Origin of the sequence: Pseudomonas sp. AU12215 (genome assembly GCF_001675465.2) — a bacterium.
GTDB lineage: Bacteria > Pseudomonadota > Gammaproteobacteria > Pseudomonadales > Pseudomonadaceae > Pseudomonas > Pseudomonas nitroreducens.
On sequence record NZ_MACM02000009.1, the window covers coordinates 81,386 to 107,515 of the forward strand.

The 26,130-nt window shown below is 65.0% G+C and carries 24 protein-coding genes; 15 read left to right on the plus strand and 9 right to left on the minus strand.

What is annotated here, in order from left to right; all coding sequences use genetic code 11:
* The first annotated feature begins 14 nt into the window (after positions 1-14).
* The gene (locus A9513_RS03730) at positions 15-677 is read left to right on the plus strand and encodes a pentapeptide repeat-containing protein (protein ID WP_065084009.1); all 663 of its coding nucleotides are present in this window, start codon (positions 15-17) and stop codon (positions 675-677) included.
* 132 nt (positions 678-809) lie between these two features.
* The gene (locus A9513_RS03735; RefSeq protein ID WP_038803200.1) at positions 810-1,244 is read left to right on the plus strand and encodes a carboxymuconolactone decarboxylase family protein; all 435 of its coding nucleotides are present in this window, start codon (positions 810-812) and stop codon (positions 1,242-1,244) included.
* 126 nt (positions 1,245-1,370) lie between these two features.
* On the opposite strand, the gene codA is transcribed toward A9513_RS03735, so the two are convergent.
* The 3 genes from codA to codB are packed head-to-tail and all read right to left on the minus strand — an operon-like array spanning position 1,371 to position 5,102.
* Positions 1,371-2,612, minus strand: a complete 1,242-nt coding sequence (codA, locus tag A9513_RS03740) for a cytosine deaminase (RefSeq protein ID WP_065084010.1) — start codon at positions 2,610-2,612, stop codon at positions 1,371-1,373.
* A 22-nt stretch (positions 2,613-2,634) separates the two neighbouring features.
* Complete coding sequence (locus tag A9513_RS03745; protein ID WP_065084011.1) at positions 2,635-3,846, minus strand: PucR family transcriptional regulator; 1,212 nt, start codon at positions 3,844-3,846, stop codon at positions 2,635-2,637.
* Complete coding sequence (gene codB / locus A9513_RS03750) at positions 3,843-5,102, minus strand: cytosine permease (RefSeq protein WP_065084012.1); 1,260 nt, start codon at positions 5,100-5,102, stop codon at positions 3,843-3,845. The genes A9513_RS03745 and codB overlap by 4 nt, the downstream gene beginning before the upstream one ends.
* A gap of 474 nt (positions 5,103-5,576) precedes the next feature.
* Here codB and A9513_RS03755 point away from each other — a divergent pair, with 474 nt between their 5' ends.
* Genes A9513_RS03755 through A9513_RS03775 form a run of 5 tightly spaced genes read left to right on the plus strand, consistent with a single transcriptional unit; the run spans position 5,577 to position 9,016 of the window.
* Positions 5,577-6,722 (plus strand): amine dehydrogenase large subunit, encoded by a 1,146-nt coding sequence (locus A9513_RS03755; protein ID WP_065084013.1) that lies wholly within the window; start codon positions 5,577-5,579, stop codon positions 6,720-6,722.
* Positions 6,723-6,757: 35 nt separating this feature from the next.
* On the plus strand, positions 6,758-7,297 hold the full coding sequence (locus A9513_RS03760) for a MauE/DoxX family redox-associated membrane protein (protein ID WP_024762478.1): 540 nt from the start codon (positions 6,758-6,760) through the stop codon (positions 7,295-7,297).
* 4 nt (positions 7,298-7,301) lie between these two features.
* Positions 7,302-7,934 (plus strand): methylamine dehydrogenase accessory protein MauD, encoded by a 633-nt coding sequence (mauD, locus tag A9513_RS03765; protein WP_065084014.1) that lies wholly within the window; start codon positions 7,302-7,304, stop codon positions 7,932-7,934.
* Positions 7,935-7,951: 17 nt separating this feature from the next.
* On the plus strand, positions 7,952-8,473 hold the full coding sequence (locus A9513_RS03770) for a methylamine dehydrogenase light chain (protein WP_017518360.1): 522 nt from the start codon (positions 7,952-7,954) through the stop codon (positions 8,471-8,473).
* Positions 8,474-8,488: 15 nt separating this feature from the next.
* The gene (locus A9513_RS03775; protein WP_024762476.1) at positions 8,489-9,016 is read left to right on the plus strand and encodes a hypothetical protein; all 528 of its coding nucleotides are present in this window, start codon (positions 8,489-8,491) and stop codon (positions 9,014-9,016) included.
* Between the two features lie 299 nt (positions 9,017-9,315).
* On the opposite strand, the gene A9513_RS03780 is transcribed toward A9513_RS03775, so the two are convergent.
* Entirely contained in the window at positions 9,316-10,359 is a 1,044-nt protein-coding gene (locus A9513_RS03780; protein ID WP_024762475.1) for a LacI family DNA-binding transcriptional regulator, read from the minus strand.
* 234 nt (positions 10,360-10,593) lie between these two features.
* Here A9513_RS03780 and A9513_RS03790 point away from each other — a divergent pair, with 234 nt between their 5' ends.
* The 4 genes from A9513_RS03790 (at position 10,594) to A9513_RS03805 (ending at position 15,958) form a co-directional block, all read left to right on the plus strand.
* Positions 10,594-11,115: a gluconokinase gene (locus tag A9513_RS03790; protein ID WP_024762474.1), complete on the plus strand. Its 522-nt coding sequence runs from the start codon at positions 10,594-10,596 to the stop codon at positions 11,113-11,115.
* A gap of 107 nt (positions 11,116-11,222) precedes the next feature.
* Positions 11,223-12,575, plus strand: coding sequence for a GntP family permease (locus A9513_RS03795; protein ID WP_024762473.1), 1,353 nt, complete (start codon positions 11,223-11,225; stop codon positions 12,573-12,575).
* A 145-nt stretch (positions 12,576-12,720) separates the two neighbouring features.
* The gene (locus tag A9513_RS03800) at positions 12,721-14,346 is read left to right on the plus strand and encodes an NADP-dependent glyceraldehyde-3-phosphate dehydrogenase (protein ID WP_065084015.1); all 1,626 of its coding nucleotides are present in this window, start codon (positions 12,721-12,723) and stop codon (positions 14,344-14,346) included.
* Between the two features lie 340 nt (positions 14,347-14,686).
* Positions 14,687-15,958 (plus strand): RidA family protein, encoded by a 1,272-nt coding sequence (locus A9513_RS03805; protein WP_065084016.1) that lies wholly within the window; start codon positions 14,687-14,689, stop codon positions 15,956-15,958.
* A gap of 446 nt (positions 15,959-16,404) precedes the next feature.
* Here A9513_RS03805 and A9513_RS03810 read toward each other — a convergent pair whose 3' ends face one another.
* Positions 16,405-17,886 carry a PLP-dependent aminotransferase family protein gene (locus A9513_RS03810; protein WP_065084017.1) on the minus strand — a complete coding sequence of 494 codons (1,482 nt, stop codon included), beginning with the start codon at positions 17,884-17,886 and terminating at the stop codon, positions 16,405-16,407.
* Between the two features lie 102 nt (positions 17,887-17,988).
* Between A9513_RS03810 and A9513_RS03815 the strand changes: the two genes are divergently transcribed.
* Positions 17,989-18,747, plus strand: coding sequence for a sulfite exporter TauE/SafE family protein (locus A9513_RS03815; RefSeq protein WP_226046542.1), 759 nt, complete (start codon positions 17,989-17,991; stop codon positions 18,745-18,747).
* 289 nt (positions 18,748-19,036) lie between these two features.
* Complete coding sequence (locus A9513_RS03820; RefSeq protein ID WP_065084018.1) at positions 19,037-20,080, plus strand: sterol desaturase family protein; 1,044 nt, start codon at positions 19,037-19,039, stop codon at positions 20,078-20,080.
* Positions 20,081-20,900: 820 nt separating this feature from the next.
* Here A9513_RS03820 and A9513_RS03830 read toward each other — a convergent pair.
* The 3 genes from A9513_RS03830 to A9513_RS03840 are packed head-to-tail and all read right to left on the minus strand — an operon-like array spanning position 20,901 to position 22,743.
* Positions 20,901-21,143, minus strand: coding sequence for a DUF2790 domain-containing protein (locus A9513_RS03830; RefSeq protein WP_024762468.1), 243 nt, complete (start codon positions 21,141-21,143; stop codon positions 20,901-20,903).
* Complete coding sequence (locus A9513_RS03835; protein ID WP_037006524.1) at positions 21,140-21,703, minus strand: cytochrome b; 564 nt, start codon at positions 21,701-21,703, stop codon at positions 21,140-21,142. Before A9513_RS03835 ends, A9513_RS03830 begins: the two co-directional genes overlap by 4 nt.
* Positions 21,703-22,743, minus strand: coding sequence for a catalase family peroxidase (locus tag A9513_RS03840; RefSeq protein ID WP_065084019.1), 1,041 nt, complete (start codon positions 22,741-22,743; stop codon positions 21,703-21,705). Before A9513_RS03840 ends, A9513_RS03835 begins: the two co-directional genes overlap by 1 nt.
* Before the next feature lie 162 nt (positions 22,744-22,905).
* On the opposite strand from A9513_RS03840, the gene A9513_RS03845 reads away from it, so the two are divergent.
* Together A9513_RS03845 and A9513_RS03850 are read left to right on the plus strand one after the other, a co-directional pair.
* Entirely contained in the window at positions 22,906-23,415 is a 510-nt protein-coding gene (locus A9513_RS03845; protein WP_017520898.1) for a sigma-70 family RNA polymerase sigma factor, read from the plus strand.
* Positions 23,412-24,158, plus strand: coding sequence for an anti-sigma factor (locus A9513_RS03850; protein ID WP_065084020.1), 747 nt, complete (start codon positions 23,412-23,414; stop codon positions 24,156-24,158). The genes A9513_RS03845 and A9513_RS03850 overlap by 4 nt, the downstream gene beginning before the upstream one ends.
* A 119-nt stretch (positions 24,159-24,277) precedes the next feature.
* Here A9513_RS03850 and A9513_RS03855 read toward each other — a convergent pair whose 3' ends face one another.
* Entirely contained in the window at positions 24,278-26,116 is a 1,839-nt protein-coding gene (locus tag A9513_RS03855; protein ID WP_065084021.1) for an amidohydrolase, read from the minus strand.
* Between the last annotated feature and the right edge of the window lie 14 nt (positions 26,117-26,130).

The window sequence follows — 26,130 nt, forward strand, 5'->3', positions numbered from 1 at the left end:
GCCAGGAGATCGCCATGCGCCTGCTCGCCTGCCTGCTCTTCCCCCTCTCCGCCCTCGCCTTCGCCACCAGCCAGCCTGCGCCGGCAGTGGACGACGATGCGGCCACCGTCATCGCCGGCTGCCGCATCGAGCCGGACAGCCAATGTCCCAACGCCGACCTGCGCGGTGCCGACCTCCGTAACCAGGACCTGACGCGGATGAACCTCTCCGGCGCCAACCTTGCCGGAGCCGACCTGCGCCACGCCAGGCTGGACCTGGCGAACCTGCAACAGGCGCAGCTGAACGGTGCAGATCTCACCCGCGCCAGCCTGCAGCAGTCCAACCTGCGCGGCGCCGACCTGAGTGGCGCCAAGCTGGTCGCCATCCAGGCCTGGGGCCTGTTCGCCCAGGGCGCGCAGTGGCAAGGCGCCGACCTCACCGCCGCCTACCTGGAATTCGCCCGCCTGAGCGGCGGCAAGCTGCACCAGGCCAATTTACGTGCGGCCGACCTGGAAATGACCTGGCTGTCCCGCGCCGACCTCAAGGGCGCCGACCTGCGCGACGCCAACCTGCAGGAAGTGAAGCTGGCCGAAGCGAATCTGGAAGATGCCGACCTGCGTGGCAGCCGCCAGCGCTTCGGCAACTTCCAGGGCAGCAACATGGTGGGCTGCAAGGGGTGCCCGGGGGGTTGGGACTGAGCGCCCGGCGCATAGCCGGGATTGGCTCCATTGGTCTGCCGGTATTGCCGGGAATTGGCTATTCGAACGCCGGGGAGTCGGCGTTACCTTAGCTCCATTCCCGCACTACCGCGGGCCCCACTGGAGACCACCATGAGCGCACGACTCGAATGGGCCAAGGCCGCCCCCGACGCCTACAAGGCCATGCTCGGCCTGGAACAGGCACTGGCCAAATCCGGCCTGGAAACCTCGCTGCTGGAACTGATCCGCCTGCGCGCCTCGCAGATCAACGGCTGCGCCTACTGCGTGAACATGCACGCCAACGACGCCCGCAAGGCCGGCGAGACCGAGGCGCGGCTGCAGACCCTGAGCGTGTGGGAGGAAACCCGCTTCTTCAGCGAGCGCGAACGCGCCGCGCTGGCCTGGGTGGAAAGCCTCACCCGCCTGCCGGAGAAGCACGCCCCGCAGCACCAGTTCGACGCCCTGCGCGAGCACTTCAGCGACGCCGAGATCGCCAACCTGACCCTGGCCATCGCCACCATCAACGCCTGGAACCGCTTCGGCGTGGGCATGGCGATGGTGCCCTGAGCAGAGCGATCTGCTCCACGCCATCCTGCGAATTGCATCTGTGACTCCCGTAGGGCGGATAACCCGGCACGGGTTATCCGCCAAATGGCGCATAACGCCTCCGGCGTTATGCGCCCTACGCCGGTTTCAGCCTTCGATCAGCTCAACCTGCTCCGGCTCGCGCTTCATCAGCACGCGGCCATTGCGGATCGAGTACAGCGCCTTGGTCTGCTGGCGCACCGCCTCGTAATCACTGTCCACGCCCAGTACCAGCAGGTTGGCCGGACGGCCGGCGGCGATGCCGTAGCGCGCCCCCAGGTTCAGCGCGCGGGCGCTGTTGTCGGTGACCAGGTCGAGCGCGCGCTGCAGGTCATCGAAGCCCATCATGTGGCAGATGTGCAGGCCGGCATCCAGCACGCGCAGGATGTTGCCGTTGCCCAGCGGGTACCACGGGTCCTTGATCGAATCCTGGCCGAAGCAGACATTCATGCCGGCGCGGTCGATCTCGGCCACTCGGGTCACGCCGCGACGTTTCGGGAAGGTGTCGAAGCGGCCCTGCAGGTGGATGCTCTCGGTCGGGCAGGAGACGAAGTTGATGCCCGAGCGCTTGAGCAGGCGGAACAGCTTGGAGCAGTAGGCGTTGTCGTAGGAGCCCATGGCCGTGGTGTGGCTGGCGGTGACGCGGCCGCCCATGCCGCGCACGCGGGCTTCCTCGGCGAGCACTTCGAGGAAGCGCGAGTTCGGGTCGTCGGTCTCGTCGCAATGCACGTCCACCAGGCAACCGGTGCGCTCGGCCAGGTCCATGAGGAACTTGATCGAGCTGACGCCCTGCTCGCGGGTGTTTTCGAAGTGCGGGATGCCGCCGACCACGTCGGCGCCGAGGCGGATCGCCTCTTCCATCAGCTCGCGGCCGCCCTCGTAGGACTCGATGCCTTCCTGCGGGAAAGCGACGATCTGCAGGTCCACTAGGTGCCGCGCCTCTTCGCGGACCTCCACCATGGCCTTGAGCGCCGCCAGGGTCGGATCGGTCACGTCGACGTGGGTGCGCACGTGCTGGATGCCATGGGCGGCCAGCATGCGGAGGGTGGTGTGGGCGCGGGACTTGGTGTCCTCGTGCGTAATGGTTTCCTTGCGCTGGGCCCAGCGCTCGATGCCCTCGAACAGCGTGCCGCTCATGTTCCACTCCGGCTCGCCGGCGGTCAGGGTGGCGTCGAGGTGGATGTGCGGCTCCACCAGCGGGGCGATGGCCAGGTTGCCACGGGCGTCGATGTCGTCGCTGCAGGCGGCCAGGGTGCCGGCTTGCTGGACGACTTCGGCGATGACGTCGCCTTCGCAGCGGATGGTGAACAGGCCGGTCTGCTTGCGCAGGGAGGCGTTGATGATTTTCATGGGATCAAAGGTCCTCTTCAGGCTATTCGTGGCGCGGCGCGCTGGACATGCGCCAGATGAGCAGCGCCACGGAGGTATTCAGGCGGAATTGCGCGTCGTCCAGGGACTGGCCGCTGAGGGCCTCGATGCGCGCGATCCGCTGGTTCAGGGTGTTGCGATGGATGCCCAGGCGCTGTGCCGCCTTGAGCGCGTTGCCGCCTTCCTGGACCAGCGCGTCGAGCGTCTCGATCAGCAGGTGCGGCTGTTTGCGGCCCGCCTCGTTGAGCGGGCCGAGAGTGTCCTTCATGAACTGCTCGATCACCGCACGATCGGGGATCGCCCGCAGCAGGCGCAGCACGCCCAGCTCACGGTAGTCGCAGACGCCGCCCGGCGCCTGCATGCCTTCGGCGACATCCAGCGCCTGGCGCGCTTCGAGCAGCGCGCGGGGATATTCCGCGCAGGAATCGGCGCAGGCAGAAAGCCCGAGGTAAGCACGCAGCGGAGCCAGCTCCTGCTGCAGCTCGGCGGCCAGCGCGTGCAGTTCGGCGCGCTCAATGTCGGCCAGCAGCAGGACGAACAGGTCGCCCTGGATCACCACCGGCAGGCGCTCGGGGCGCTCCTGCTGCCAGCTTTCCAGATGGTCGAGCAGGCGCTGGCGGGTGAGCTGCAGTGCGCGCTCGGCCTCTTCCGGTTCGTGCTGCTGGAATAGCCTGTCGACGCCGGACAGCCGCAGCGCCACCAGGCGCCGCGGGGCTTCCAGCGGCAACTCCAGGTGTTGCGCGCGGCGACGGACGATCTCCAGGCTGGGGAAGTCGCCGCTCAGCAGCTGGCCGAGGATGTCCCGGCGCGAAGTCTTCACCTGGGTCATCTGCACCAGCGCCGTGCCGATCAGGTGGGTGACGATGACCATCTTCAGCGCGTAGGGCTGCTCGATCAGCGGCAAACCTTCCACCTCGGCCAGATGCACCACGGACTCGGGAATGCGCTGGATGAACTCGTCACCGGTAAGAATGACGATGCCGGCGATGCCGCTGGCGACGCCTTCGCGCACCAGTTGCAGCAGGTTGGCTTCGTCACGGCTGTGGTTGATGCCGGTGACGAACACCAGTTCGCCACCCATCACCCAGTCGGCAATGCCGACGTTCTCCGCCACATAGGACCAGCGCACGCTGCGATGCACATTGCGCGCGCCGGCCCGCAGCGCGAGGCTTTCCAGCCCCGGCAGACGGAGGATTTCCTCGACGCTCAGGCTCAAGCGCGCGGCTCGGCCACCGGCGCGCGGGCGCGGGTGACTTCGGTGAGAACGATGTAGCAGAGGGCCGACGCGGCGATCCCCACCAGCGGCGCGATCCATGGCGAGGCGTAGGCCAGCCCCGCACCGACCGCGTAGGACACCAGACCTGAGACGTTGAACGCCGGGATGTGGGTGCCCACCAGTGCCGGGTACTCACCGCGGTTGCGGTACCAGTAGTCCGCCATGATCACGCCGCCCAGCGGCGGGATGATCGAGCCCAGCAGCACCAGGAACGGGATCAGCCATTCGTACATGCCGCCGATGGCGAGGATGATGCCGATACCGGCGGCCAGCAGGGTCATGCTGCGGCGGCGCTCGCTGCGCACCAGGTGGCAGGCGGCGGCGGAAACGTTGTAGATGGTCGGGCCCTGGATGGTCCACAGGTTCAGGCAGAGCATGATCACCGCGGCGAAGGACAGGCCCTGCAGCACCATCACTTCGACGATGTCGGCGTTCTGGTAGACGATGGCGCACCAGGCGCCGGCGACGATCATCAGGCCGTTGCCGATGAGGAAGGCGACCACGCTGGCGATCACCGCGATGCGCCCGCTGCGGGCCATGCGCGTCCAGTTGGTGGCCTGGGTCGCGCCGCTGGCGAAGGTGCCGAAGACCATGGTCACGGCGGCGGAGAAGGTCAGCGTCTGGCTCGGCTCCTTCGCCAGCAGGCCACTCCAGCCGCCGGCGTGGTGGGTGGCGATGACCATCGAGGCCACCAGCAGGATGAACATCAGCGGCACGGACACGCGGGACATGATGTCCAGGCCCTTGAAGCCGATGATCGCGGTGACCGAGAACAGCAGGCCGAACACCACCATCAACGGAATGTTCAGCCACTCGGGCAGGCTCAGCATCTTCACCAGCACGATGGCCACGGTGGCGGTGCCCCAGGCGTACCAGCCCAGTTCGGCGAAGCCGAGGAGAAAGTCGGACAGCTTGCTGCCGCGCTCGCCGAAGCAGAAGCGCCCCATCAGCACGGTGTTCAGGCCGCTGCGCGAGGCGATCAGGCCCAGGGCGGCGGCGTAGATGGCGAGCAGCACGTTGCCGATGAAGGCGACCCAGAGCATGTCGACGAAGTCGAAGGCCATGCCGATCTTGCCGCCGGCGAACATGGTGCCGGTGAAAAAGGTGAAGCTGAACAGGACCATGGCGATGGGCAGCAGGCCTTTGCGCCCTTCCCTGGGCGTCGCGCTCAGGGGGAACTCACTGGGGGAACTCATCGAGGTTTTTTTCATCGGGGGGCATTCCGCGAGGATTGGTTGAGGACTCCCGGCACAACGCAAATAGCGGGCCGGAAAAGCCAATCAGGAACGACGCGGAAATTTTGAGCATGTCGAACATTGTGAACTGTTCACAATGCACACTTCCGGTGGGTATAACGGCGTTTCAAGATAGCTCAAATGTGCATTGTGCGGATTTTCGGGGCACGATGCAGCTTTTTCGCACCAAAACTGACGAAAGCCTTGATCCATGTCTGTGCCGTTCGGCGGATTTTCTCCTTCCAAACGCCACGGCCGTCTGCACTTTCTCCCTGCGACACCCTGTCACCCCCAGACAAGGAAATGGCACGGACAACAAGTCCGGCGCCCCCCGACACAGGCAGACTCTGCTCAATCTTCCGTCCGCCATCCACTCCCCGTGGCTGGCGGACAAGCCACGAAAAGCCCGCCAACACAAGAATAGGGAGTAACCCAATGAGCGTCGCCAGGTTCCTCGCTCCATCGGTCCTCGCGCTGGGCACCTGCCTCGCGATGAGCGCAGCCCACGCCGAGCTGCCGACCGAGAGCATCGGTGAGACCGTCTTGCCGTTCCCGCCCTCGCCGCACCGTGCGTACATCGTCGACGTGGAGTTCGAGAACTTCATCGCCGGCCGCGTCACCGTGGTCGACCCCGAGCAGAAGAAGATGCTCGGCATGGTCAGCACCGGCTTCGTCGCTCCGTCCACCCTGAGCCACGACGAGAAGACCCTGTACTCCGCCGACACCTTCTACTCCCGCGGCACCCGCGGCGTGCGCACCGACGTGCTGACCGCCTGGGACACCTCGAACCTGCGTCCGAAGTGGGAAGTGGAAATCCCGGCCAAGCGCGCCTCGATCCTGACCCAGAAGTACGCCCTGGGCGCGAGCTCCGACGACCGCTTCGTCTACATCTACAACTTCACCCCGTCCACCTCGGTCACCGTGGTCGACACGCAAGAGAAGAAAGTCGCCAGCGAAATCGCCATCAGCGGCTGCGTGCTCAACTACCCGGTGGGCAAGCGCAGCTTCGCCTCGCTGTGCGGTGACGGCCAACTGCAGATCACCAGGATCGGTGATGATGGCAAGGAAGTCGGCCGCAGCCAGACCCCCTTCTTCGACCCGAACAAGGAAAAGCTCAACGAGCGTGGCCTGGCCGTGGGCGAGACCTACTTCTTCGTGACCACCGACGGCATGGTCAAGCCGGTGGACGTTTCCGGCGACAAGCCGAAGATGCTGCCGAGCTGGTCGCTGACCACCGACGAAGAACGCAAGAAGGGCTGGGGCACCGGCGGCTGGCAGTTGATGGCCGTAGCGCCCAAGCTGAACCGCCTGTACGTGCTGATGCATGAAGAGCACAGCGCCGGCAAATGGGAAGACCCGAGCCCGTTCATCTGGGTCTACGACCTGAAGACGCAGAAGAAGATCGGCACCCTGGAAGCGCCCAAGCCGGTGTGGAGCCTGCACGCCACCACCGACGACAAGCCGCTGCTGCTGGGCACCGACATCGAAGGCGGCCTGCAGATCTTCGACCTGAAGACCGGCAAGTACAACGGCAGCATGGACAAGATCGCCAAGACCCCGATCCTGGTCCTGAGCCACTAAGCCTTTTTAGCAAGTCATCCCCGAGAGGTACGGATATGTTTTCCGATCCGATCCTGATCATCGCCAGTGCGGTGGCCGTTGCGGTGCTGCTGGCCAGCGCCGCCAGCCACAAGCTGCGCGCGCCGATGCGCTTCGCCCGCCAGGTCGAAGACTACGGCCTGCTTCCGGCCTCGCTGGTCGGCCCGGTGGCCCGCGTGCTGCCGCTGGTCGAGGGCGTCATTGCCTTCGCCCTGCTGGTGCCGGCGAGCCGTCATGTGGCGGCCCTGGCCGCCACGGCGCTGATCCTGTTCTATGCCGGCGCCATCGGCATCAACCTCTGGCGCGGTCGTCGTGACATCGACTGCGGCTGCTCCGGCCCCGGCCAGATGCAACCGCTGCGCCCGGTGCTGCTGCTGCGCAACGCGATCATCGCGGCGCTCGCCCTGCTCGCCGCCAGCGCTCCGCAGGCTCGCGAGCTGGGCGTGTTCGACGCCTTCGTGATCCTCGCGGCCAGCGCCGTCACCCTGCTCTTGTACGCCGCGGCCGACAGCCTGCTGGCGAACCATCCCCGTCTGCTCAAACTCATCGGAAGGTGAACAAATGGAAGGCCTGATCGTTTCCAACATTCTTCTCTGGGTGCTGCTCATCGCCCTCGCCTTTACCGTGATGGCGCTGGTGCGCCAGATCGGCGTCCTCCACGGCCGTATCGCCCCGGCCGGCGCGCTGATGGTCGACAAGGGCGTGGCCGTCAACGAGCCCGCGCCGAAAGTCACCGCCGCCGACCGCCACGGTCGCCCGGTCAACTTCGGCTATGAAGGCGAGGGCGGCCAGCTGCTGTTCTTCCTCTCGCCGACCTGCCCGATCTGCAAATCGCTGCTGCCGGCGATCAAATCCATCGCCAAGGACAAGGCCGGCGAGCTGGAAGTGATCTACGTCAGCGACGGCGACATGGCCGCCCAGCAGGCGCTGATCGCCGAGCACGGCCTGGAGAAAGCCGCCTACGTGGTCGGCCCGGAAGTCGGCATGACCTACCAGATCGGCAAGCTGCCCTACGCCGCGCTGATCGACCGCAAGGGCGTGCTGCGCGCCAAGGGCCTGGTGAACTCCCGCGAGCACCTGGACAGCCTGTTCGAGGTCGAGCACCTGGGCAGCGCCACCCTGCAGCAGTACATGAATGGCCACAGCCACAACGGCGTGCACACCCACGACGCCAGCCACGGCCACAGCCACTGATCACGGAGAGAACAAGAATGAAATTCCTCGACAACCTGTTCGAGCGCTCCTCCCGCCAGGTGGCCAACGTCACTTCGCGGCGCAAGCTGCTGGGCCGCTTCGGCTCGCTGCTGGTGGCCGGCGCGGCGCTGCCGATCATCCTGCCGATCGACCGCACCTCCAAGGCCCTGGCCGCCGAGGCGCCGAAGGCCGGCGACCCGGGTGATCCGAACAGCTGCGACTACTGGCGCTACTGCTCCATCGACGGCTTCCTCTGCTCCTGCTGCGGCGGTACCACCACCTCCTGCCCGCCCGGCACCGATGCTTCCCAGGTGACCTGGATCGGCACCTGCCGCAACCCGGCGGACGGCAAGGACTACATCATTTCCTACAACGACTGCTGCGGTAAGCACAGCTGCTCCCAGTGCGCCTGTACCCGCAACGAGAGCGAAGAACCGCTGTACCGTCCGTTCAACAACAACGACGTCAACTGGTGCCTGGGCGCGGAATCGCGCATCTACAACTGCACCGTCACCATCATCCGCGGCGTCGCGGTCTGAGTCCGGAGAAGTCCCATGCGTAGTCTCGTTGTCGGCGCCCTGCTCTGCAGCCTGGTCGCTCCCCTCGCCCAGGCCCGTGCGATCCCCGATCCGCACCAGCGCCCGGCGCCCGGCAACGAGGCGGTGCAGAAGCCGATCTCCCAGCTCAGCTATACCCCAGCCACCAACTACCAGTTGCAATGCGCCGGCTGCCATCTCACCGAAGGCAGCGGCAGCAAGGCCAACGACACGCCGCGCCTGCACGGTTTCGTCGGCAACTTCCTGAAGGTGGACGGTGGCCGGCAATTCCTCGTGCGCGTGCCGGGCATGTCGCAGTCCGCGCTCAACGACGCGCAACTGGCCGACCTGCTCAACTGGCTGCTGCGCAAGGACGGCATGGCTGGCGACAGCATGCCCGCCGAGTTCAAGCCTTACACCGCCGAAGAAGTCAAAGCCACGCGCTACCAGGCCCTGATGAACCTGCCCGGCACCCGTGCCGGGCTGATCCAGGAAATGCGCAAGCAGGGCATCACCATCACCGATGGGATGAGCGATGCGTATTGAGTGATTGCTCCGGCGGCTTGCCCGCCGGATTGTTTTGCCTCCGCATTCAGCCCGCCGCTCCAGCGGGCTTTTTTATGCCCGGCATGTTCACGCAGAGACCCGCTTTTTGCAGGAGCGAGCTTGCTCGCGAACCGATTGACGCCTGTGCTCCAGGGGACCTGTTCGCGAGCAAGCCCGCTCCTACAAAGCACCCGCGCGCCGCCATTTTCCGTAGGGCGAATAACCTGGAACAGGTTATCCGCCGGGTGCCTCACGGCGGATAACGCTGGCGCGTTATGCGCCCTACGAAAGCGCTGGAGTCAACTGCTCTCGCGCACCATCAACTCGAACCCCAGGTCCATCACCGGCTCACTCACCGGCTTGTCGTTGATCAAGTCGAGCAACCGTTCCGCCGCATGGGTGCCTATGGCCTTGCGCGGGGTGCGGATGCTGGACAGGCGCGGCACCATGAACTCCGAGCTGGGCAGGTCGTTGAAGCCCAGCACCGCCACCTGCTCGGGAATGCGGATGCCGTGACGCATGGCTTCCAGCAAGGCGCCGTGGGCCAGGTCGTCGTTGCCGAAGAAGATGCCTTCCACCTGCGGCTGGCTGGCCAGCAACTGCCGGAACAGCTCACCGCCAAGGCCCACCGAAGATGGGCGCGGCGTAAGGAATTCCAGCGCGGGGTCGTAGCAGCCAGCCTGCTGCAGCGCGCGGCGATAGCCCTCGCCGCGCAGCAGCGTGCGCTGGTCCAGCTGCGCGCCGATGTAGGCCAGGCGCTTGCGGCCGCTCTTGAGCAGATGTTTGGCCGCCGCCTCCCCCGCGCGAATCTGCGAGAAGCCCACGCAGTGCAGGCCGGCGCCAGGGTCGAGGTCCATCATGTAGACACTCGGCACGCCGCTCGCCTCGATCATCCGTCGTGCGCTTTCCGTGCGATCGAAGCCAGTCAGCAGGAGGCCGCGCGGCTGATAGGAGAGGTAGTTGCGCAGCAGGTTCTCTTCTTCGTCACGGGAATAGTGGTAGTTGCCGATCAGCACTTCGAGGCCGCGCGGGTGCATCACCGCATGGATGGCTTCGAGGGTTTCGATGAACAGCTGGTTCGCCAGCGACGGCACCAGCACCACGATGTTGTGGCTCTGCTTGGAGGCCAGCGCGCGGGCGGCCGGATTGGCGACGTAGCCCAGTTCGCTGGCCGCCTGTCGGACTTTTTCCGCCAGCTCCTCGGCCACCGTGCTCACCCCTCGCAAGGCCCGCGAAGCGGTGATCGGGCTCACTCCGGCGCGGCGCGCTACTTCATCCAGTGTCGGTCGGCCGGTGGTTCGGGAGCTTTTGTCGTTCTTCTTGTCATTCTTCTTGGCGGTCATCGGGCGTATTGCCAAACAAAAATCGAGGCACTAAGGTAGCGCTGTCTTGCGACCAGGGCAATTGCCTGAGACCAGCTCCCGCTGGCCCCTCGCCCGCCGGCCCCTTGCTCGTCATCAGAGCACCGCTGTCGAAGTCGCCAGGACAGACCGACTAGAATGACAAGAATACGGAGGCAGCCGATGCTTTTCGTTACGCCCAATAAAGACAGCGCTGTCTCAGCAATGAGGCTTTCCATGACCCCTTCCATCGATGCCGTCCTCATCATGGGCGTCTCCGGATGCGGCAAATCCAGCGTCGGTGAGGCGCTTTGCCTGCGCAACGGCGCGTTCGCCATCGAAGGCGATTCCTTCCACCCCGCCGCCAACATCGAGAAGATGAGCGCCGGCATCCCGCTCACTGACGAAGACCGCGCCGGCTGGCTCGATACCCTCGCCGCCGAACTGCAGAAGGCCATCGCCGCCGGCCAGCGCCCGGTGCTCACCTGCTCCGCACTCAAGCTGATCTACCGCGAACGCCTGCGTCGCGCGGTGCCCGGCCTGGGCGTGGTGTTCCTGGAACTGACCCGTGACGCCGCCGCCGAACGCGTCGCCACCCGGCCCGGTCACTTCATGCCGGCCAGCCTGATCGACAGCCAGTTCGCCGCCCTCGAACCGCCGCTGAGCGAACCGCTGACCCTGCACCTGGATGCCACCCGCCCGGTCGACGACCTGGCCGAAGCCGCGCACCTGTGGTGGCGACAGCATTCCAGCGACTGACCTTGATAGCGCCTGCCCGCTAAAGATAGCGCTATCTCAACTCACCAAACTCTCTGCACCCAGAGAAGAGCCGCTCCGGCACACAACGACAACAACAGGAGAGCCCCATGCTCGGCATGTCCCACGAGACCTATCTGCTGCTGGATGCGGTGGTCACCATCATCGGCCTGATCCTGCTGATCACCCGCTTCAAGATCCATCCCTTCGTCGCCCTGATCATCGCCGCCGGCTTCCTCGGCCTGACCTCCGGCATGCCCGTGGCGACCATCGTCAAATCCTTCCAGGACGGTTTTGGCGGCGTGCTCGGCTTCGTCGGCATCATCCTTGCGCTGGGCACCATGCTCGGCAAGATGATGGCCGAGTCCGGCGGTGCCGATCAGATCGCCCGCACGCTGATCCAGGCCTTCGGCAAGCAGCGCGTGCACTGGGCGATGATGTTCGCCGCCTTCCTGGTCGGCATCCCGCTGTTCTTCGAGATCGGCTTCATCCTGCTGGTGCCGCTGGTGTTCATCGTCGCCCGGCGCAGCGGTGTCTCGCTGATCAAGATCGGCATCCCGCTACTCGCCGGCCTCTCCGCCGTGCACGGCCTGGTGCCGCCGCACCCGGGTCCGCTGCTGGCCATCGGCGTGTTCGGCGCGGATATCGGCAAGACCATTTTCTATGGCCTGCTGGTCGCCCTGCCCACCGCCGCCATTGCCGGGCCGATCTTCGGTGCCTGGATCTCGAAAATGATCCCCGGCCAGCCCAATGAAGAGCTGGTGGCGCAGATTGCCCACGAGCCGGACACCAGCAACCTGCCCAGCTTCGGCGTCACCCTGTTTACCGTGCTGCTGCCGGTGTTCCTGATGCTGCTGAAGACCTTCGCCGACGTCATGCTCGCCGACGGCCACGTCGTCCGCGCCTGGCTGGACATGATCGGCCACCCGATCACCGCCCTGCTCCTGGCCCTGCTGCTGTCGCTCTACACCTTCGGCCACGCCCGCGGCTTCGACTCGAAGAAGATCCTCAAGCTGCTCGACCAGAGCCTCGCGCCCACCGCCGCCATCGTGATGATCATCGGCGCCGGCGGCGGCTTCAAACAGATGCTGGTGGCCAGCGGCGTAGGCGACGTGATCGGCCACATGGCGGTGCACGCGCAGATCTCGCCGATCCTCCTCGCCTGGCTGGTCGCCGCGGTGATCCGCATCGCCACCGGCTCCGCCACCGTCGCCACCATCACCGGCGCAGGCATCGTGGTGCCGGTGATCGACCTGATCCCCGGCGTGAATCGCGAACTGCTGGTGCTGGCCACCGGCGCCGGATCGCTGATCCTCTCCCACGTCAACGACGCAGGTTTCTGGCTGGTGAAGCAGTACTTCAACATGAGCGTGATGGAGACCTTCAAGACCTGGACGGCGATGGAAACCATCCTCTCGGTGGTCGGCCTGGGCTTCATCCTGCTGCTGTCACTGTTTGTCTGATCCACCCACAGGAGCGCGCGATGCTGGCTATCGCTCGCATGGCGCGCCTGCGCACCGAGTATTGGATCATTGGCTGAATCGTTTTAGCTAAATACAGCTACGATCTAAAACAGACCAGTCGCCCACCTTCCCCGAGGGATGAGTCATGCCCGACAACAACAAGCTCGACCATCTGTTCCCCCGCCTCACCGACATCCCCGACGCCTGGCGCCCCGACTTGCCCGTCGAGCAGCGCGAGTACCTGGTCAACGGCGAACTGCGCCGCTGGAACGGCCCGCTCGCGCCGGTGCGCAGCCCGATCTTCCTCGCCACCGAGCAGGGCGATGAACAGGTCATCCTCGGCAGCACCCCGCTGCTGGATGCCGACGCCGCCCTCGCCGCGCTGGACGCCGCCGTGGCCGCCTATGACAACGGACAGGGCGAATGGCCCAACCTGCGCGTGGCCGAACGGATTGCCCACGTCGAACGCTTCCTTGCCCGCATGCGCGAGCAGCGCACCGCCGTGGTCAAGCTGCTGATGTGGGAGATCGGCAAGAACCTCAAGGACTCGGAGAAGGAGTTCGACCGCACCTGCGACTACATCGTCGACACCATCGAGGCGCTCAAGGCGCTGGATCGCCGCTCCAGCCGCTTCGAGCTGGAACAGGGCACCCTCGGGCAGATCCGCCGTGTACCGCTAGGCGTGGCGCTGTGCATGGGCCCGTACAACTATCCGCTGAATGAAACCTTCACCACCCTGATCCCGGCGCTGATCATGGGCAACACCGTGGTCTTCAAGCCCGCCAAGTTCGGTGTGCTGCTGATCCGCCCGCTGCTCGAAGCCTTCCGCGACAGCTTCCCGCCAGGCGTCATCAACGTCATCTACGGGCGCGGCCGCGAGACCGTCAGCGCGCTCATGGCCAGCGGCAAGGTCGACGTCTTCGCCTTCATCGGCACTCACTCCGGCGCCGCCGACCTGAAGAAGCTCCACCCGCGCCCGCACCGCCTGCGCGCCGCCCTCGGGCTGGACGCCAAGAACCCCGGCATCGTCCTGCCCAGCGTCGACCTCGACAACGCCGTCAGCGAAGCCATCACCGGCGCCCTCTCCTTCAACGGCCAGCGCTGCACCGCGCTGAAGATCCTCTTCGTCCACGAAGACGTGCTGGAGACTTTCCTCGACAAGTTCAGCGCCAAGCTCGCCGAACTCAAGCCCGGCATGCCCTGGGAGCCCGGCGTGGCGCTGACGCCGCTGCCCGAGCCGGGCAAGGTCGATTACCTCAACGGCCTGCTGCAGGACGCGCTGGCCAAGGGCGCCAAGATCATCAACGCCGGCGGTGGCGAGAGCCGTGAAAGCTTCTTCTGCCCCGCGCTGCTCAGCCCGGTGCGCGCCGACATGCGCCTGTACAACGAGGAACAGTTCGGTCCGCTGGTGCCCGTGGTCCCCTACCGCGAGTTGGACGAAGTGATCGACTACGTCCTGCAATCCGACTATGGCCAGCAGCTCAGCCTGTTCGGCAACGACCCGGCGCAGATCGGCCCGCTGGTGGATGCCTTCGTCAACCAGGTGGGCCGTATCAACATCAACGCCCAGTGCCAGCGCGGCCCGGACAGTTATCCCTTCAACGGCCGCAAGAACTCCGCCGAAGGCACCCTTTCCGTCCATGACGCCCTGCGCACCTTCTCCATCCGCACCCTGGTGGCCACGCGGTTCACCGACGCCAACAAGGAACTGATCAGCCAGATCATCCGTGACCGCGATTCCAGCTTCCTGACAACGGATTACATCTTCTGACACTCGGTTGCGCAGAGCCCCTCTCCCTGACCCTGGTTGGGGAGAGGGAAGCGCCCCGGCACGGCATTCCCATGAAATGCACTGACTCCGCTTCAAGCCCTCCCAGCCCCCTGCAAACCATCCCGACTAACGCTCATCGCCAATTGAAACAACCCGGTAAGAAGACCCCACTACGCTTGCCTTAAGTCAAAGGGGTCCCCCCTGGAGACTCGATAGTCTGCGCGCCTCTCGACGAGTTCGATATCCGTCGTCTGAATGAACAGTGGCAACCACCGATAACGAACCGGACTGAGCCTTTGCCACGAAACCCACGGATTCCCAGCAAACCAGGGAGCACCCTATGAGTGGCTACAACGCAGTACTGGCGAGAAATACCGACAAGGCACCCCAGGGCACCGGCCCTTACTCGCAAACCGTCGCCTTCTCCCACTACAACAACCTGTCGGCGCAACTGCCCATCGACCCAGCCAGCGGCAAGCTGGTCGCCGGCGGCGTGAAAGAGCAGGCCGAGCAGTGCTACAGGAACCTCAAGGCCGTGGTGGAAAGCATCGGCCACAAACTGGACGACAGCGTCCGCATCTCGATCTTCCTGACCAACATCGCGGACGCCGAAGCCGTCGGCAAAGTCCACGCCAGCTTCTTCCCGGACTACGTCCCGACCCTGACCACCGTTGGCGTGGCAGCGCTGCCGCTGGGCGCCCAGGTGCAGGTCGAAGCCCTCATCACCTGCGGTGAAGGCACCATCCCCAACGCCCCGCAGGCCGGCGACCTGATCAAGGTGGAAGGCAGCACCGAAAATGCGCCGCTGAACCCGCTCTCGACCCAGTCGGTTGCCTTCTCCCACTACAACAACCTGTCCGCGCAGCTGCCCATCGACCCGCGCACCGGCAAGCTGGTCTCCGGCGGCATCGAGGAACAGACCGCGCAGTGCCTGCGCAACATCAAGAACATCCTCGAAGGCATCGACGTGCCCTTCGACGACATTGTGCGGATCACCGTCTTCGTGAAGAACCTCGCCGATGCCGAAGCAGTGAACCAGGTCTACACCACCTTCTTCCCCGATTCAGCCATCGCCCGTGCCGTCGGCTACTTCCCCGCGCGCACCGTGGTAGCGGCAAAAGCCCTGCCGCTGGACGCCCTGGTGCAGATCGAAGCCGTGGTCTCCCACGGTGACGGCACCCCGCCGCAAGCGGTGGAAGACCGCCACGGCATCGTCATCAAGGCCCACAACACCGACGCCGCGCCGCGTTGCCCCTACTCCACCCAGACTGTCGCCTTCTCCCACTACAACCACATCTCCGCCCAGCTGCCGCTGGACGTCCGGACCGGCGAACTGGTGGCAGGCGGCGTGAAGGAACAGGCCGCCCAGTGCTTCAAGCACCTCAAGGCCATCGTCGAAAGCATCGACCACGCCCTGGCGGATGTGGTGAAGGTCAACCTCTTCCTGACCAACATCGACGATATCGCCGCAGTGGATGAGGTGTACGCCAGCTACTTCCCTGGCGGCACGCCGGCACGCCGCACCGTGGGTGTCTCGGCCCTGCCCAAAGGCGCCTCGATCCAGATCGACGCCGTGGTCGCCAACGCAGAAGGTACGCCGCCGGCTGCTTGATTGGCGTACAACGAGTCATGCCCTGTCCGGCTAACGCCGAGGCATGACTCACGCCAAACGATCCCCTCTCCCGCTGGCGGGAGAGGGACAGGGGGCTCTTGATCCTGCCGAAGCAGGCTCGCTCGCGAAAGGCCCCCGCACCGCGCCGACAATCGCTTCCGACTGCAGCACTTCCCACGCCGGTCCTCCCGCATCACCCGCAGCACCTCCCCCATCGGCACTCACAACGTTCCCTGCCAATCCAGCACAGCCAGTGCCCGGCCGTCCCCTTTTGCCTGCATGCGCTAGGGGTATCCCGCCCTGCCAAGCTCCTGGTCCCTCAATACCGGCAACAGATGCCGGTGATCCACCGGCGCAACTCCCGATGCTCCGGGTCGCGAAACTGGTGCAGCACATGGCTGACGTCAACGCCAGTAGGTCAGGATTACTCGCAAGGTGTCCCGAAACTATCGAGGGAGAGCAGGCATCAGGAAACGAATGATTCCTCCAAGAACGGCTATGCCCTCATGAATTTCTTTAGCCGACAGGCCCGCATAGCCCAGGATCAGGGCTGCGGATCTTTCCAATTTCGCCGATGTAAGACCTGCATACAGCGGGGACAAGGGATATACCCCTATGCCGCGCTCAAGTGCCATTGCCTGCACTCTTGTTTCCTCTTCGGCGCGAAGCCTTGGCAATAGCAGGACACCGTGCAGCCCCGCCGCCATTCCGACCAGTTCCCCGTACCCCGCCAGATGCTGCTCGAAAGCCTCCAGCATCGCCTTTCGCCGTTGCTCATTATCCCGGCGCAGGCGGCGAACGTGCCGCTCGTATGTGCCACTTTCGATCAACGATGCGAGGACGTTCTGCTCCCAGCTTGGCGAGTGGCGATCCGTCAGGCGCTTGGCTTCGCGGAACACGTGGACCAGTTCCTTCGGAAGCACTAGATAACCCAGCCTGAGCTGCGGTGAAAGTGCCTTGGAAAACGTCCCCACATAAATGACCCGCGCCTGGGTATCCATCGATTGCAGCGCATCGATGGGGCGTTGGCCGTAACGAAACTCGCCGCCGTAATCGTCTTCGATGACCCAGGCACGATGACGACGCGCCCATTCCAGCAGTTCCAGGCGACGCGCGACGGGAAGCACCGCGCCCATGGGGAACTGGTGCGAAGGCGTCACGTAGGCCAGGCGCGCACGACCATCTTCGGGCAACGCGCCAGTATCCAATCCCGAACTGTCGACATTGATCGGCAGCGCTGTCGCACCCGTAGCTTCGAAGCTGTATCGGGCCATGCGATAGCCGGGGTCTTCGAAGACGAACCCATCGTTCGGGTTCAGAAGAAGCCGAGCGCACAGGTCCAGCCCCTGCTGCGAACCATGCACCACGAGAATCTGCTCGGCGTCGCAGGTCAGGCCGCGCGCCCGGCGCAGATAGCCCTGCAGCGCCGTGCGCAGGCGCGACTCTCCTTCGGGCTGGCCGTAGGAAAGTGTGGGCTGGCGCCTGACCAGTTCAGCACGATAAGCGCGCTGCCAGCCCAGGGCCGGGAAATCCTTGGTAGCCACCGAACCGTAGCGGAAGTCGATACGCACATGGGGCGTGGCCATGCTGTAGGGCTTCATCGCCGCAACGCGCTGGCCATAGTCGGAAAGCACCGGCGGCAGCAGTGCCGGGTTCTCCCTGGCGCGTTCCGCTGGGCCATTGATGACGCTGGCTACGGTGGCGACCTTGCCCTTGGCGGTGACTACAAAACCTTCGGCGGCCAGTTGTTCGTAGGCCGCAGTCACGGTGGTTCGCGATACGCCCAGCTCGGCCGCCAGGACCCGCGTCGACACCAATTTCGTGCCGGCAGCCAACGTGCCCTGTTCTATCTGCGCCCGCAGCCTAGCGTAGATCCGGCGTTCGACCCCGCGCCCGGATGGCTCGGACTGGCTGGAAAACTGGCCCATGAAAAAACCTCGAAACTGGCACTTTTTGTGGTGCAGGTTGTGACCGACATTATGGGTACCCAGCCATGGGGAATGAAATCCCCCGTCACAGGAAACTGCGTTTTGGACCTGACCCCCACCACGATCCTCGTGACCTTCGCCGGAGTCTTTCTGATCTGCTTCATGAAAGGTGCGTTCGGCGGCGGTTTCGCCATCGTCGGCATTCCGCTGCTGTCGCTGGTGATGGACCCGATCACTGCCGGCGGCCTGCTCGCGCCCCTGTTCATCGCCATGGACCTGTTCGGCCTGCGCTACTGGAAGCCCTCCACCTGGTCGACAGCGGATCTGAAGTTGCTGATTCCCGGACTGCTGGTCGGCATCGGCATCGGCTACCTGTTCTTCCGCGTGGTGGACCATCGCATGGTCGCCATCGTCATGGCAGCGATCACCCTGGTGTTTGTCGGCCTTTGGTTCAAGGCTGGCGGGGAAGTCAAGGTTAGACCGCGCTCATCGCCCAAGGCAGTGGCGGCAGGCTTTACCTCGGGTATCACGACAATGGTTGCGCACTCGGGTGGACCGCCCCTGGCGATTTACCTGCTGCCGCTGGGCTTGAGCAAACAACTCTATGCCGGTACCACCAGCATGTTCTTCACGGTGGGAAATTTGATAAAGGCCGTACCCTGGTTGCTGCTGGCCAAACCGACGGGGAGCGTGCTCGGCCTGATGGGGATTTGTCTGATGGCGGTGCCCAGCGGGGTCTGGCTGGGATGGCGGCTGCATGAGCGGCTGGATCAGCGCCAGATGTACCGCGCTTGTTATGGGCTGCTGGTGGTGACAGCCGGGAAGCTGTTGTGGGATGGGGTTACGGGGTATCTCGCCTGAATGTAAACCACCGTTGGAACAAGCATGCCAGCGAATATCCAGAGGGCAAAGGTCTTCCATTGCACCGCTTTATCCTTCTGAAAAGCTACCGAATCGAGGCGACCGGATTCAGCTGAGCATCATCAAACGCTCCTGGCCCAGTGGCTGCCAGTGGCCGATTGCATGCGCCTCAACAGGGATTTTCGGCGAGCGCCCGCAGCCTTCCTGTCCAATCAAGCTGCCCTGCCCCTTTTGCAACTGCCACAGCACGAATTATGCTGGTCGCCGAGCTAACGATGCGTAACTCTCCATGCCTGATCTCTCGCATCTCCACCAGCACCTGACCACCCTCCTCATCGACCCGGTGGCTCACCAGGTCTCCGGCCTCTTCGACCTGAGTGGGCGTGTGGGTGTGTTGTTCCTGCTGCTGTCCTATGCGGTCGCTTACGCCCTGTTTCGTTTCCGCCAGCAGCGCGGACTGACGCAGGCAGCCTCGTTCTGGCAGTTCATCGGTGGGGCGCGGGTGAATTTCCATCGTTCGGCGTTGCTGGATTACCGCTACTACCTGGTACGCGGCATCCTCAATGTGGTGGTGTTGGTACCCATCATTGGGCTGGTCGATCCTTACATCCTGCGCTCGGGCGATTACATCGCCTTCTTTACCAAGCTCTGGGGCGCGCGACCGCAGGTGGGCCAGAATCTTGGTCTGTCGCTGCTCTATGGGCTGGGCGTGTTCCTGGTCAGCGACTTCAAGAACTACTGGGTGCACCGCGCCTTCCACTCGCGCTGGCTGTGGGCATTCCACAAGGTTCATCACTCGGCGGCGGTGCTGACGCCGATCACGGCGAGCCGCGTGCACTTCGTCGAGAAGCTGGCGGCGAACCTGGCTGGGACCGTGCTGCTGGGCGCCTACGCCGGCATCTTCTGGTACGTCTGTGGTGGACAGGTCAGCGCCTATACGCTGTTCGGCGTGACCTGGATGATCCTGCTGTTCAACGTGCTGGCAACCAACCTGCGCCACAGCCATGTGTGGCTATCGTTCGGGCCGGTGATCGAACATGTGGTGAACAGCCCCGCCCAGCACCAGATCCACCACAGCGACGCGCCCCGCCACTTCAACCGGAACTTCGGCATCAACCTCTCGCTGTGGGACTGGATGTTCGGCACGCTCTACGTCACCCAGCGCGCGCCGGAGCCGATCCAGTTCGGCGCGGGAGAGCAGGACGATGCCAAGTATTCTTCGCTGTGGAGCCTGATCGTGACGCCGTTCGTCGAGACGGTGCGCAAAGTACGGATGGCGAGAGGCCAGGGGGCCAAGGCTTCCAATCACTCGGCAGGAATTGGTCAAGGCTAAATTCAATAAAGCAGCCAGTGGATTCGTCCGCTTAACCGTAGCGGATGGAAGAACACTCCACTACCGATATTCTCCGGATAATTGCTTGGCACAAGCATTTACTGGAAGTCCCGCAAAGTATTTCCCTCCTACTAAAGAACCTGGCAGCAGGCCCGATCCAATGTACTGCGCAGCATGAGTTTGATTTGAGCGACGCCATCACTAGTTACGCAGAAGCCAATGGTGACATGTCGAGCCGGTCCGTAGGCTCTCGATACAAATCGAACACCAGCAAGGTTGCAGGCACTTGGATCTATTCCTGTATCGCTGGGAGGCCATGATGGCTGGAGAATACGCGCCGAGCCGCAACTACCGATGCGCGGCACTCTGTCTCCACGGGTGACCTGCGGCAAGTCCACACGCAGCGCTCCCCGGAATAGCCGTGGATTACTTCGGAACTATCCCGGACGAAACGCTTGAGCAGGTTTTCGTACTGTAGGCGCCCGTCTTCGTCGAAGCACTGGAGCTCGTCGTAATACGCAGCAAAGCTGATCAGCGGGCCGTAATAACAATGCCCACTCGCATTCGGAATCACATTGAACATAGGCCGAACTATCAGCGTTCCTCTGTCGTGCAGTTCTTCAATTACCTGTCGATTGAGCAGCTCTGCCTCATATTCGCCGCGAAAACATTGAATGAAGCCTGAAACAATACTGGACACTTCAAACAGCCTGCAAGATGACTGTTCAGGGACGTTAGCCGAGAGGGAGCGACATTGTCACTCCAGAAAGCAATGGCTGCCTGTTGCGCCACATGCCCCGTGTAACCGAGCCACTACGCCTCAATTTTCATTCCCACACCCCTGCCCCCACACCGGATACCGCAGCGTATGCCGTTGCCCGGTGCTGTCCTCGTAGATCATCTCCACCTCGCGAATCCCGCAGAAATCCAGCTCCGGTGCCTGCACCACGCGCTTGATGTCGAGCTTCTGGCCGAAGTGATAGTCCTCGGCGGGTGGTGCGTCCTGCGCGGCGAGAGCCGCGCAGGAGGTGAAGAGGCAAGCCACGGCGAGCAATCGCTTCATGGCCGTTCTCCCGAGGAAGTGGTACGCGGCATGGGGGCGCCAGTCATGCTCGGGAGCACTTCATCGCGACGAATGAGCCCGTGGAACAGCGCGGCGGCCAGGTGCAGGAGGATGGTCGCCAGCAAGGCGTAGGCGATGACGGTGTGCGCGCTGCGCAGGATGGCGTGGAGCTGCACCGAAGGCGAGACCAGCGCGGGCAGTTCGAAGCCACCCCACAGCAGCACTGGGTAACCACCGGCCGATTGCATGGTCCAGCCCACCAGCGGCTGGGCCAACAGCAGGCCATAGAGCGCGAGGTGCGAGAGGTGTGCGGCGCTGCGTTGCCAGCCGGGCATGTCGCTGGGCAGCGCGGGGATGCGATGGGTCAGGCGCACCAGAATACGCAGCAGCACCAGTACCAGCAGCGCGGCGCCCAGGGGTTTGTGGATGGCGACCAGCGCGGCGTGGCGCGGGGAGACGCTGGCGACCATGCCCAGGCCGATCAGCAGCATGGCGAGTACCAGCACCGCCATGAGCCAGTGCAGCACGCGCAGGGAGAGCGGGAAGTAGGTCGGTTTCATCAGTGGGTCTCCTGGGCCTGCTCACGGGTGCGGCGGTTGAAGGATTCCGAGTAGGCGGCCGAGCGCGCGCTGAGCAGCGGGTCGTCGGACGCGCGGATGCCGTCGGGGAGGATCAGCGGGTCGTAGTTGACGTCGCGGCAGTCGCCGCCGATCTCCGGCTGCAGGCGCTCGATCACCAGTTCGCCGGCATCCACCGTGCGGCGGCTGGCAGGCCAGGCCTGGGTGGCGTCGCTGGTGCTGTCGCCGGGCTCGCCAAGGGTGAACTGCAGGCGCCAGCGCAACGGGCCGGCGGAAATACGCTGGGCCAGTTCGTCGGCGAGGAAGTCGGCGTCGCCGCGCTTGTCGGCGGCCAGCGGCTCGACCGGCGCTTCAGGCTGCACGGACCAGCGCACGGGCTGCTCCTGGCCGTCCTTGTTCACCAGGTAGAAGGCGTTGAGGCCGTAGTAGGCGCTGTTGGCGTAGCTGGAGGATGGCGTGGAGGATTTCACCCATTGCAGGAAGGGGCCGGTCTCGGGGTGCGCCTTGAAGAAGGCACCGGCTTTTTCCGGGTCGGGCTTGCCGGTGCCCGGTTGCGGCGCAGTGGCCTGTTGCAGGGCAAAGAAGCTGGCGACGTCGCGGACGACGAAGACCGGCATGGCGTTCATGCCGGTCCGCCATTCCTGGCCATCCTTGGGCAGGAAGCGCAGCGCCAGGCTGCGGATCGGAGCCGCACCGTCGCTGGCCTTGGGGTTGCCGCCGGGAATGGCCAGGCGCCCCACTACCGGCACGCGGCCGACCGAGAACAGGCTGGCGCGGGACAGATCGGCCAGCCCGCCGTTGCTGTCGAAGTGGCCGATCACGCACAGGCCCTTGGCGTGGTTGCGCCGATAGCCGGGATAGACGCCGCCGTTGTGCTCCAGGGTGTTGATGACCTTGTCCGGGGTGAGGCGCTGCGGGTCGAGCCAGCCGGCGACATAGGCGAAGACGGCGGCCACGCCGAGCACCACGGCGCCGATGGCGGCCAGGCGCAGGGGCACGTTGGGTGTGGGTGTTTCTGTCATTTCCAGCTCCTCAGGCTTAGGCTGAATGCGTTGAGCCGGTACGACGCACCGTGCGCCGGGTTATTCCCGACCACTGCCAAAGAATTATTTTTTTGCAGGCCGGGAATAGATCGCCGCCGCGTTCGTCTTTCTCGCTCGAACCCACCCACTCCCGGCGCCCCGATGCATTCACTGGACGACCATTCACTGCGCGAACTGCTGCCCCGGCTGCGGCGCTTCGCCCTGTCGCTGACCCGCAGCGCGAGCAGCGCCGACGACCTGGTGCAGGCCACCCTGGAGAAGGCGCTGTCGGCCTGGACCGGCCGCCGCGACGACGGCGACCTGCGCGCCTGGCTGTTCTCGATCCTTTACCGGCACTTCATCGACGGGCAGCGCCGCGCGAAGCGCTACGCGCGCCTGCTCAGCCTGTTCGGCGCGGACAGCGCGGTCAGCGCATCACCCGAGGACATCGTCAGCGCACGCTCGACCCTGGAGGCCTTTGAGCGCCTACCCGCCGAGCAGCGCGCGCTGCTGACGCTGGTCAGCGTGGAAGGCCTGAGCTACCGCGAAGTAGCCGAGGCACTGGACATTCCCATGGGCACCGTCATGTCCCGCCTGTCGCGCGCCCGCACGGCGCTGCGCGCGCTGAGCGAAGGACAGGCGGCGACTCCTTCTCTGCGGGTACTGAAATGAACGAACGCATTCCCGATGAGCACGATCTGCACGCCTACATCGACGACCAGCTCGACCCGGCGCGCCGCCAGTGGGTGGAAGCCTGGCTCGCCACGCACCCGGACGACGCCCGTCGCGTCGAAGGCTGGCGACAGGATGCGCAGCAACTGCGCGCGGCCTTTGCCGGGCAGGCGCGTAGTGCAATTTCCGAACAACTGGACCCGGCGCGGATTCGCCGTCAGCTCCAGCAACGCCGGCGAACCCGGTTGGCCACGGCGGCGGCGCTGCTGGTGGCGCTGGGCGTGGGCGGCATGGGCGGCTGGCAGATGCGCGGCGACGCGATGATGCGCGGCATGGTGCCGATGCAGGACGCCGTGCAGGCTTACCGGTTGTTCGCCGATGCCGGCCAGAGCGGGCTCGACCTGCGCGATGGCGGCGACCTGAACGGCTGGCTGGCGCGTTACCTGAAGAACGCGGTGCCGCCGCCGGCGCTGGAGCAGGTTGGCTTGAAGACCGTCGGGGCGCGTCTGCTGGCGACGGAACAGGGGGCGGCAGCGTTGGTGATCTACGAAGATGGCCAGGGCCGCCGGCTGACCTTCTTCATCCGTCCGCCGGGCCCGCGCCATGAGATGTTGCCGCAGGGGCAGCGTACGGATGGAGACCTGCTGGCACGTTACTGGAGCCAGGGTGGCTACAACTACGCGCTGGTCAGCCGCAGCGATGATCCGCAGGCGCAGGCCGTGGGGCAGTTGGTGGGGTTCTAGCGGAAGAGACAAGGTTAAGGCGCGCTCCGTGATTCACGAGCAAGGAGCGCACCGAGGCACCTACAGAAGGGCTTAAGAGCGGCCTCCGGCCATTGAGGTCGGAGGCCGCAGCGCCAGCGTCAGAACGCGAAGCACGAACAACCGAAAGCGCCCCAGAAGCCCTGGAAGTCACTCACCGGCACGCTCGACTGGCGGGCGCGCTCGTGGCTGTGGCCATGCACGCCGCAGGAGCCGGCGCACTGGTGCACGGCCTGCTGCAGTGGGCCCTGCGGACGCCAGTGGCCGGGGACCTTGGCCACGGGAGACCAGTCCGGCAGTACCGGAATGGCCGTCGGCGCCTGGCGCTCGAAGTCGCCGCTGCCGAACACTACGCGGCCGTCCACCACGGTCAGCACCGATTCGATGGTCTTGATTTCTTCCTCCGGCACGTTGAAGTAGTCCGCCGAAAGCACGGCCACATCGGCCATCTGTCCGACCTTGATCATCCCTTTCTTGCCCTGCTCGTTGGAGAACCAGGCGCTGCCGTGGGTGTACAGCTGCAGCGCGGTGGCACGGGACAGGCCCTCGGGGTACAGCTCCATGCCGCCGACGGTCTTGCCGCTGACCATCCAGTACAGCGAGGTCCAGGGGTTGTAGCTGGASACACGGGTGGCRTCGGTRCCGGCGCCGACGGGRACGCCTTCGGCCAGCATGCGCTTGATCGGCGGGGTCGCCTCTGCGGCCTGCCTGCCGTAGCGGTCGACGAAGTATTCGCCCTGGAAGGCCATGCGGTCCTGRATGGCGATGCCGCCGCCCAGCGCCCTCACCCGCTCGATGTTCTTCGGCGAGATGGTCTCGCAATGGTCGAAGAACCAGTGCAGGCCGTTGAACGGAATGTCCAGGTTGACCTTCTCGAACACGTCGAGCATGCGCGAGATGGATTCATCGTAGGTGGCGTGCAGACGGAACGGCCAGCGCTGTTCGACGAGATGGCGCACCACCGGTTCCAGTTCGGCTTCCATGCTGCCGGGCAGGTCCGGACGCGGTTCAAGGAAGTCCTCGAAGTCGGCGGCGGAGAACACCAGCATCTCACCGGCACCGTTGTGCCGCAGGAAGTCGCTGCCCTGCCCGTATTTCACGCTGCTGGTCCAGTTCTTGAAATCGGCCAGCTCTTCCTTGGGTTTCTGGGTGAACAGGTTGTAGGCGATGCGCACGGTGAGCTGGTTTTCTTTTTCCAGTTGCTCGATCACCTGGTAGTCGTCCGGGTARTTCTGGAAGCCGCCGCCGGCATCGATSRCGCTGGTCASGCCCAGGCGGTTCAGCTCGCGCATGAACTGGCGGGTGGAGTTGACCTGGTACTCGAAGGGCAGCTTCGGCCCCTTCGCCAGGGTTGCGTAGAGGATCATCGCGTTCGGCCGGGCCACCAGCATGCCGGTGGGCTCGCCCTTGCTGTCGCGGACGATCTCGCCRCCGGGCGGGTTCGGSGTGTCCTTSGTRTAGCCGACGACGCGCAGCGCGGCGCGGTTGAGCARCGCRCGGTCRTASAGGTGCAGGACGAACACCGGGGTGTCCGGCGCCGCCAGGTTCAGCTCTTCGATAGTCGGCATGCGCTTCTCGGCGAACTGGAATTCGTTCCAGCCGCCGACGACGCGCACCCACTGCGGCGACGGCGTGCGCAGGGCCTGCTCCTTGAGCATGCGCAGGGCGTCGGCCAGGGACGGAACGCCTTCCCAGCGCAGTTCGAGGTTGTAGTTCAGCCCGCCACGGATCAGGTGCAGGTGCGAGTCGTTGAGGCCGGGAATCGCGGTGCGTCCCTTGAGGTCGATGACGCGGGTCGCGCCGGCGCGCAAGGCCATGGCCTCCGCCTCGGTACCCACGGCGATGAATTTGCCGTCGGCGATGGCCACGGCGGTGGCCTCGGGTTTCTCGCGGTCGACGGTGTGGAAGCGGCCGTTGGTCAGGATCAGATCGGCGTACATGGCTATGTTCCTCT